The 7,422-nt window shown below is 71.5% G+C and carries 8 protein-coding genes; 4 read left to right on the top strand and 4 right to left on the bottom strand.

The window, feature by feature from the left end:
- Positions 1 to 7: 7 nt before the first annotated feature.
- Positions 8 to 1,264: an amidohydrolase gene (locus tag J1M38_RS05680; protein WP_061866929.1), complete on the bottom strand. Its 1,257-nt coding sequence runs from the start codon at positions 1,262 to 1,264 to the stop codon at positions 8 to 10.
- Between the two features lie 61 nt (positions 1,265 to 1,325).
- Positions 1,326 to 2,477, bottom strand: a complete 1,152-nt coding sequence (locus J1M38_RS05675) for a mannose-1-phosphate guanylyltransferase (protein ID WP_052520022.1) — start codon at positions 2,475 to 2,477, stop codon at positions 1,326 to 1,328.
- Between the two features lie 247 nt (positions 2,478 to 2,724).
- On the opposite strand from J1M38_RS05675, the gene sdhC reads away from it, so the two are divergent.
- The 4 genes from sdhC (at position 2,725) to J1M38_RS05655 (ending at position 6,268) form a co-directional block, all read left to right on the top strand.
- Positions 2,725 to 3,129, top strand: a complete 405-nt coding sequence (gene sdhC / locus J1M38_RS05670; protein ID WP_078025777.1) for a succinate dehydrogenase, cytochrome b556 subunit — start codon at positions 2,725 to 2,727, stop codon at positions 3,127 to 3,129.
- A gap of 3 nt (positions 3,130 to 3,132) precedes the next feature.
- Positions 3,133 to 3,612, top strand: coding sequence for a succinate dehydrogenase hydrophobic membrane anchor subunit (locus J1M38_RS05665; RefSeq protein WP_036314556.1), 480 nt, complete (start codon positions 3,133 to 3,135; stop codon positions 3,610 to 3,612).
- Positions 3,613 to 3,689: 77 nt separating this feature from the next.
- Positions 3,690 to 5,477: a succinate dehydrogenase flavoprotein subunit gene (gene sdhA / locus J1M38_RS05660; protein WP_069941877.1), complete on the top strand. Its 1,788-nt coding sequence runs from the start codon at positions 3,690 to 3,692 to the stop codon at positions 5,475 to 5,477.
- Positions 5,477 to 6,268: a succinate dehydrogenase iron-sulfur subunit gene (locus J1M38_RS05655; protein WP_036381948.1), complete on the top strand. Its 792-nt coding sequence runs from the start codon at positions 5,477 to 5,479 to the stop codon at positions 6,266 to 6,268. The genes sdhA and J1M38_RS05655 overlap by 1 nt, the downstream gene beginning before the upstream one ends.
- A 100-nt stretch (positions 6,269 to 6,368) precedes the next feature.
- On the opposite strand, the gene J1M38_RS05650 is transcribed toward J1M38_RS05655, so the two are convergent.
- On the bottom strand, positions 6,369 to 6,848 hold the full coding sequence (locus tag J1M38_RS05650) for a hypothetical protein (protein ID WP_206501196.1): 480 nt from the start codon (positions 6,846 to 6,848) through the stop codon (positions 6,369 to 6,371).
- 7 nt (positions 6,849 to 6,855) lie between these two features.
- Positions 6,856 to 7,422, bottom strand: a 567-nt coding sequence (locus J1M38_RS05645) for a hypothetical protein (RefSeq protein WP_206501195.1), incomplete at its 5' end; no start/stop codon positions are given.

The raw sequence follows: 7,422 nt of genomic DNA, 5'->3' as shown, positions 1-7,422 counted from the left end.
GGTGGGGTCAGTGGTGGTCCTCGCCCGTGAGCACCTGCAGCGCGGCGGCGGTGAAGACCCGCATGCCCACGCCGATGGCCCGCTCGTCCGGCGCGTAGTCCCCGCGGTGCAGATCGTAGATGGGGCCACCCGGGGACCGGGTGCCGAGGCGCAGCATGGAGCCGGGCACCTTCTGGGTCATCCAGGCGAAGTCCTCGCCGCCCATCGACTGCGGGGTCAGGACGATCGCCCGCGAGCCGAGCTCCCGCCGCGCCGCGGTCTCGATCAGCGCCGTCTCGCCCTCGGTGTTGTGCACCGGCGGGACGCCGCGCACGTGCTCGAGCTGCACGTGCACGCCGTACGGCGCGGCCACCTGTCGGACCACCTCGTCGAGCAGCGCACCGGCCTCCTCCCACACGTCCGCGTCGAGGCAGCGCATGGTCCCGGCGAGGTAGCCGGTGTTGTCGATCGCGTTGGGCGCGCTGCCGGCGGCGATCTGCCCCCACACCACGGAGACGGCCGAGCGCACGTCGATCCGCCGGGAGAGCACGGCGGGCACGTTCACGGCGATCTGGGACAGGGCGAAGACCATGTCCTCGGTGAGGTGGGGCCGCGAGGTGTGCCCACCGCGTCCGGTGAGGGTGATCCGGATCGTGTCCGCCGCCGAGGTGATGGCGCCGATGCGGGTGCCGATCGAGCCGACGTCGACCTGGGGGTCGCAGTGCGCCGCCAGGATGCGGGGCACGTCGTCGAGGATCCCCTGGCGCAGCACGGCCAGGGAGCCGCCGGGCAGCCGCTCCTCCGCGGGCTGGAAGATGACGCGGACCGTGCCGTGGACCCGCTCGCCGGCCGCGCGCAGGTCGGCGTCGGCGGTGGCCCCGCGGAGGATGCGGCCGAGGGCGACGGCCACACCCGCCATGACGGCGGTGTGCATGTCGTGGCCGCACGCGTGCGCGACGCCGTCATTGACGGACACGTAGGGCAGGCCGGTCTCCTCCTCGACCGGCAGCGCGTCGATGTCCGCGCGCAGGGCCAGCACCACCGGCCCCTCCCCGACGTCCACGTAGGCGCCCGTGGACTCCATCCGCACGGGCGAGAGCCCGTAGCCGGAGAGCAGCTCCACGATGCGGTCGGTGGTGCGGTACTCCTCATAGGAGAGCTCGGGATGCCGGTGCAGGTCCCGGCGGAAGGACACGATCTCGTCCTCGAGCTCGGCCACCACGGGGCCCACCGAGGGGACGGAGGTCGGACGGGGCCCGGTCAGCACGGAGTCGGAGGTGGTCATGGCCCAGCACCCTACTCCGGGGGTGCCGGTCGGTGCGGGCCGGACCCGGCCCAGGGCGCGGTCAGAGGACCTCGTCCACGCCCTCCGCCTTGAGCGCCTCGACGGCCTTCTTGACCTCCTGGGCGTGCTCCGTGGTGGTGACCAGCAGCGCGTCCTCGGTGTCCACCACGACGACGTCCTCGATGCCGATCAGCGCGATGACGCGCTTCGTGTCCGTCACCACGACGCCGGACGCGTCGTCCGAGTACACCCGCGGGGTGTCGCCGATCACCGTGATGCCGGAGGCGTCCTTGACCGGGTTCAGGCGGGCGATCGCCGCGAAGTCCCCCACGTCGTCCCACGTGAAGGAGCCGGGGATCACGGCCACGTCGCCGACGGCGGCGGCGGGCTCGGCGACGGCGTAGTCGATGGCGGTCTTCGTCAGCTCGGGCCACACCCGGGCCATGACCTCGTCCCGCTCCGGCGTCTCCCACGCGCGGGCGATCTCCATCAGGCCGGCGTGCAGCGCGGGCTCGTTCTCCTCGAGGTGGGCCAGCATGAGGCCCACGGGCGCCACGAACATGCCCGCGTTCCAGAGGTAGCGGCCGGACTTCACGTACTGCTGGGCGACCTTCAGGTCCGGCTTCTCCACGAACGCGGCGACGTCGTACGCGTCCGGGGCGCCGGCCACGCGGAGGCGGCGGCCCCGGCGGATGTAGCCGAAGCCCGTGGCCGCGTGCGTGGGCTCAATGCCGATGGTCACGATCCGGCCGGTGGCCGCCGTCTCGACGGCCTGCCGCACCGCGTCCTGGAAGACCTCCACCGGGGAGATCACCTGATCCGCCGCGAACGAGCCCATGATCGTGTCCGGGTCGCGCAGGGAGAGGATCGCCGCGGCCAGGCCGATGGCGGCCGCGGAGTCCTTGGGCGAGGGCTCGAGCACCAGATCCGTCTCCGCCAGGGCCGGCAGCTGCGTGCACACCGCCTCCCGGTGGGCCTCCCCGGTCACCACGAGCATGCCCGCGGCCAGGGGCGCCAGACGGTCCCACGTGGCACGGATCAGGGTCTGGCCCGAGCCGGTGAGGTCGTGGAGGAACTTCGGCGCGGCGGCCCGCGAGAGGGGCCACAGGCGGGTGCCCACGCCCCCGGCGGGGATCACGGCGTGGAAGCGGGACAGGGCCGTGCCCGGCGCGGCCTCGCGCGGGGCATCGGTCAGGTTCGGATCGGTGCTCACCGGGCCAGACTACGGAACCGTCCGGACGGGGGACCACTCGCCGCGTCCCAGGCGGGGCACAGCCCAGACCGAACAGGACGGCGGCGGGGCGCCGCACGCGTCACAGTGGTCGCCCGGGTCCCCGATCGGGCACGGAGGCGCGGGAAGGGTCTACCCTAGGCGGAGGAATCCACTCGCACACGCCCCTGCCCGTCGTCGTCCCACGGCGGAGGACCGGGATCGTGCATTCCCCCTGGAGGTATCAACCGTGTCTAGCGCCACTGCGCAGGCCCCGGCCAAGAACGGCCGCGGAACCCTGTACCGGGGCCACGGCGGCATGTGGTCCTGGGTGGGCCACCGCGTCACCGGCGTCGTCATCTTCTTCTACCTGCTCGTCCACGTGCTGGACACGGCCCTGGTCCGGGTCTCCCCCGAGGCCTACAACGCCGTGATCGGCTCGTACAAGACGTGGTACTTCGCGCTCGGCGAGGCCGGCCTCGTCGCGGCGATCATCTTCCACGCCCTGAACGGCCTGCGCATCATCCTGGTCGACTTCTGGAAGGGCGGCACCCAGCACCACAAGACCCTGCTGTGGATCGTGCTGGGGCTGTGGGTCGTCCTGACCCTGGGCTTCGCCATCCGTCACTTCAGCCTCGCACTCGGAGGTCACTGAGCCATGAGCACCACCGCTGAGACCACCATCGCGGCGCCCCGCAGCCGCCGTCTGGACCCCAAGTACACGCGCGACGGCGGCGGCCGCGGCAACTTCGAGATGCTCGCCTGGCTGTTCATGCGCATCTCGGGCGTCTTCCTCGTCGTGCTGATCGCCGTGCACCTGACCACCAACCTGCTGGTGGGCGACGGCATCCACGCCATCGACTTCGGCTTCGTGGCCGGCAAGTGGGCGCACCCGCTGTGGCAGTTCTGGGACCTGGCCCTCCTGTGGCTGGCCATGCTGCACGGCGCCAACGGCGTGCGCACGATCATCAACGACTACACCCGTCGCGGCAGCGCCCGCTTCTGGCTGACGATGATCCTGTACATCGCCACAGCCGTGATCATCATCCTCGGCACCCTGGTGATCTTCACCTTCGATCCCTGCATGGTGGACGCCTCCGGCGCCCTGCTCGAGGGCTCCCCGGCCTTCTGCGGCTGACCTCGGAAACGCTCACCCTGCGGTGCGGCCGGCCCGAGCGGCCGCCGCGTCACAGACACCCAGAAAGAGAGACCTGAATGCAGGTGCACAAGTACGACGTGGTGATCGTCGGCGCCGGCGGCGCGGGCATGCGCGCGGCCATCGAGGCCGGTCAGCGCGCGCACACCGCCGTCCTCACCAAGATCTACCCCACGCGTTCCCACACCGGCGCGGCCCAGGGCGGCATGTGCGCGGCCCTCGCCAACGTCGAGGAGGACAACTGGGAGTGGCACACGTTCGACACCGTCAAGGGCGGCGACTACCTGGTGGACCAGGACGCCGCGGAGGTCATGGCCAAGGAGGCCATCGACGCGGTGCTGGACCTCGAGAAGATGGGCCTGCCCTTCAACCGCACCCCCGAGGGCAAGATCGACCAGCGCCGCTTCGGCGGCCACACCCGTGACCACGGCAAGGCGCCCGTGCGCCGCGCCTGCTACGCCGCGGACCGCACCGGCCACATGATCCTCCAGACGCTGTACCAGAACTGCGTCAAGCACAACGTGGAGTTCTTCAACGAGTTCTACGTGCTCGACCTGCTGCTGGTGGAGGAGGACGCCGTGCGCGAGGACGGCACCGCCTACAAGCAGAAGCGCACCGCCGGCGTCGTCTCCTACGAGCTGGCCACCGGCGAGATCCACGTCTTCCAGGCCAAGTCGGTCATCTTCGCCACCGGCGGCGCCGGCAAGGTGTACAAGACCACCTCGAACGCCCACACCCTCACCGGCGACGGCATGGCCATCGCCTACCGCGCGGGCCTGCCGCTCGAGGACATGGAGTTCGTGCAGTTCCACCCGACCGGCCTGGCCGGCCTGGGCATCCTGCTCTCCGAGGCCGCACGCGGCGAGGGCGGCATCCTCCGCAACGCGGACGGCGAGCGCTTCATGGAGCGCTACGCCCCCACCATCAAGGACCTCGCCCCGCGCGACATCGTGGCCCGGTCCATGGCCGAGGAGGTCCGTCAGGGCCGCGGCGCCGGCCCCAACAAGGACTACGTGCTGCTCGACCTGACGCACCTGGAGCCCTCGCACATCGACGAGAAGCTCCCGGACATCACCGAGTTCGCCCGCACGTACCTGGGCGTCGAGCCCTACACGGAGCCGGTGCCGGTGTTCCCCACCTGCCACTACTTCATGGGCGGCATCCCCACGAACATCAAGGCCGAGGTCCTCCAGGACAACGACACCGTCGTGCCGGGCCTGTACGCCGCCGGTGAGGTGGCCTGCGTGTCCGTGCACGGGTCCAACCGCCTGGGCACCAACTCGCTGCTGGACATCAACGTGTTCGGCCGCCGCGCCGGCATCTACGCCGCCGAGTACGCCGCGCAGGCGGACTGGGTGGAGCTGCCCGAGGGCGGCGAGCTGCCGACCGTGGAGCACATCGAGAACCTGCGCTCCGCCACCGGCTCCGAGCGCGTCGCGGACATCCGCGCCGAGCTCCAGGAGTCGATGGACGCGGACATGCAGGTCTTCCGCGACGAGGACTCGATCCGCCGCGCACTGGCCAAGATCGAGGAGCTGCGCGGGCGCTACGAGAACGTGTCCGTCCAGGACAAGGGCCACCGCTTCAACCTCGACCTGCTCGAGGGCATGGAGCTGGGCTACCTCCTGGACATCGCCGAGGCGATGACCCTCGCGGCCCTGGGCCGCAAGGAGTCCCGCGGCGGCCACTACCGCGAGGACTACCCCGACCGCGACGACGAGAACTTCATGGCGCACACCATGATCTACCGTGACGAGACCGCGGAGATGGAGGGCGTCAAGGGCATCCGCTTCGAGACCAAGCCCGTCGTCGTGACCCGTTACCAGCCGATGGAGCGTAAGTACTGATGAGCCACTCAGCAACCGAGACCGAGGCCCCCGTGGCCCAGGCGCAGACCCAGTCCGCCGGCGGCGGCGCAGGCGAGGTCGAGAGCTTCGACATCGTGCTCAAGGTCCGCCGCTACCTCCCGGAGTCCTCCGAGGAGTCCTACTGGGACGAGTGGCGCCTGACCATGTACGGCACCGACCGCGTGCTGGACGCCCTGCACAAGGTCAAGTGGGACCATGACGGCACCCTGTCGTTCCGCCGCTCCTGCGCCCACGGCGTGTGCGGCTCCGACGCCATGCGCATCAACGGCCGCAACCGGCTGGCCTGCAAGACGCTCCTGAAGGACCTCGACCTGTCCAAGCCCATCCTGGTGGAGCCCATCAAGGGCCTGCCGGTGGAGAAGGACCTGATCGTGGACATGGACCCGTTCTTCCAGTCCTACCGCGAGATCATGCCGTTCCTGGTCGCCGAGGGCCACGCGCCCACCAAGGAGCGCTACCAGTCCCAGGCCGACCGGGCGATCTACGACGACACCACGAAGTGCATCCTGTGCGCCGCGTGCACCTCGTCCTGCCCGGTGTTCTGGACGGACGGCCAGTACTTCGGCCCGGCCGCCATCGTCAACGCGCACCGGTTCATCTTCGACTCGCGTGACGAGGCCGGTGACATGCGCCTGGAGATCCTGAACGACAAGGAGGGCGTGTGGCGCTGCCGCACGACCTTCAACTGCACCGACGCGTGCCCCCGCGGCATCCAGGTGACCAAGGCGATCGCCGAGGTGAAGCAGGCCATCCTGGCCCGCCAGTTCTGATCCCCCGCACCACGACGGCAGCCCGTCTCCTCACCTCGAGGAGGCGGGCCGCCGTCGTCGTGGAGGGGTGCCCCTCCCGCCGAGGCCCGCAGACGCGCCGTCACCGGCCCGGCGTAGCGGCGTGTCTGCGGGCCTCGGCGTGGGGACGGGGGCCCCCTCCCCCGGCCTGCACCATCCGCCCGCCGTCGACCATCCAGAAGGCCGCCGTGAGCATCCCCAGCACCACGAACACGCTGCCCACGGGGCGCACCGCCCGGATCCGACGCGTGATGCCGGCCAGGAGCACCAGGGTCAGGACGACCACCGCCGCGGCGGCCACCGGCCACGCCCCCGCCGGGGTGAGGAACGCGGCGACGTCGGCGTCGGTGACCTCGCTCGCGCCCCAGGAGCGCGCCTCCAGCACGGCACGGGCGTAGCCGGGCGCCGACTGCAGCGCCAGTACGCCCCCCACGCCGGCCGCGCTCAGTGCGCCCGTGACGGCCGTGACGGTCTGGAACAGGCGCAGGGGACGCAGGGCCGCGCGGTCGAGGGCGGAGTCGCGGTCCGTCGCGTCGTGGGGATCGTCGGCGAGGGGGTGCATGCCCCCATCATGCCCGGCGGCGCAGGAAGGTCGTCGCGAGGCCCGGGTTGAAGGCGCACACGAGCCAGGCCGCATTCACGAGCGCGAACAGCCCGCCCAGGACCAGGGGCAGCACGACGTCCCCGGCGGGGAAGACGAACAGGCGGATGGTCCCCAGCAGAGTCACGAAGATGGCGATCGAGGCGAACAGGGCGCCCATGATGCGCGCCGTGTTGCTGTGCCGGGTCAGGCCGACGAGGACGATCGCGTAGACCGCCAGGCCCAGCAGGGTCGCGAACCAGACGCTGCCCGTGAGAGCGCCCTCGATCGCGTCGACGGTCATCGCGGGCGACTGCGCGCCGCCCTCGGGCAGCGAGTCCGCGATGTCCTGGGCCGCGCCCGGGAGGAGGTTGCGCAGGATCGACGCGGCATAGAGGACTGCGGACGCGACCGTCAGTCCGAGCAGCGCCCGGAACACGCCGGGGGTGCGGGCGTCGGGGCGGATCAGCGGGCGGGCGTCCGGGCCGGAGTGCCCGGCGATGCGCCGCCGCGCCTCATCCGGGCCCACCACGGGCCGCCCGCCGCCGTCCAGGTC

The organism is Micrococcus sp. KRD070, from assembly GCF_017168435.1.
GTDB classification, from domain to species: Bacteria; Actinomycetota; Actinomycetes; order Actinomycetales; family Micrococcaceae; genus Micrococcus; species Micrococcus luteus.
The sequence above is the reverse complement of the archived record's forward strand: the minus strand, read 5'-3'. Positions and strand labels throughout refer to the sequence as shown.

Excerpts from the sequence above, each read along its gene's own strand:
- J1M38_RS05665 (WP_036314556.1), top strand. The coding sequence starts at position 3,133 with ATGAGCACCACCGCTGAGACCACCATCGCGGCGCCCCGCAGCCGCCGT.
- J1M38_RS05655 (WP_036381948.1), top strand. The coding sequence starts at position 5,477 with ATGAGCCACTCAGCAACCGAGACCGAGGCCCCCGTGGCCCAGGCGCAG.
- sdhA (WP_069941877.1), top strand. The coding sequence starts at position 3,690 with ATGCAGGTGCACAAGTACGACGTGGTGATCGTCGGCGCCGGCGGCGCG.
- J1M38_RS05650 (WP_206501196.1), bottom strand. The coding sequence starts at position 6,848 with ATGCACCCCCTCGCCGACGATCCCCACGACGCGACGGACCGCGACTCC.
- J1M38_RS05680 (WP_061866929.1), bottom strand. The coding sequence starts at position 1,264 with ATGACCACCTCCGACTCCGTGCTGACCGGGCCCCGTCCGACCTCCGTC.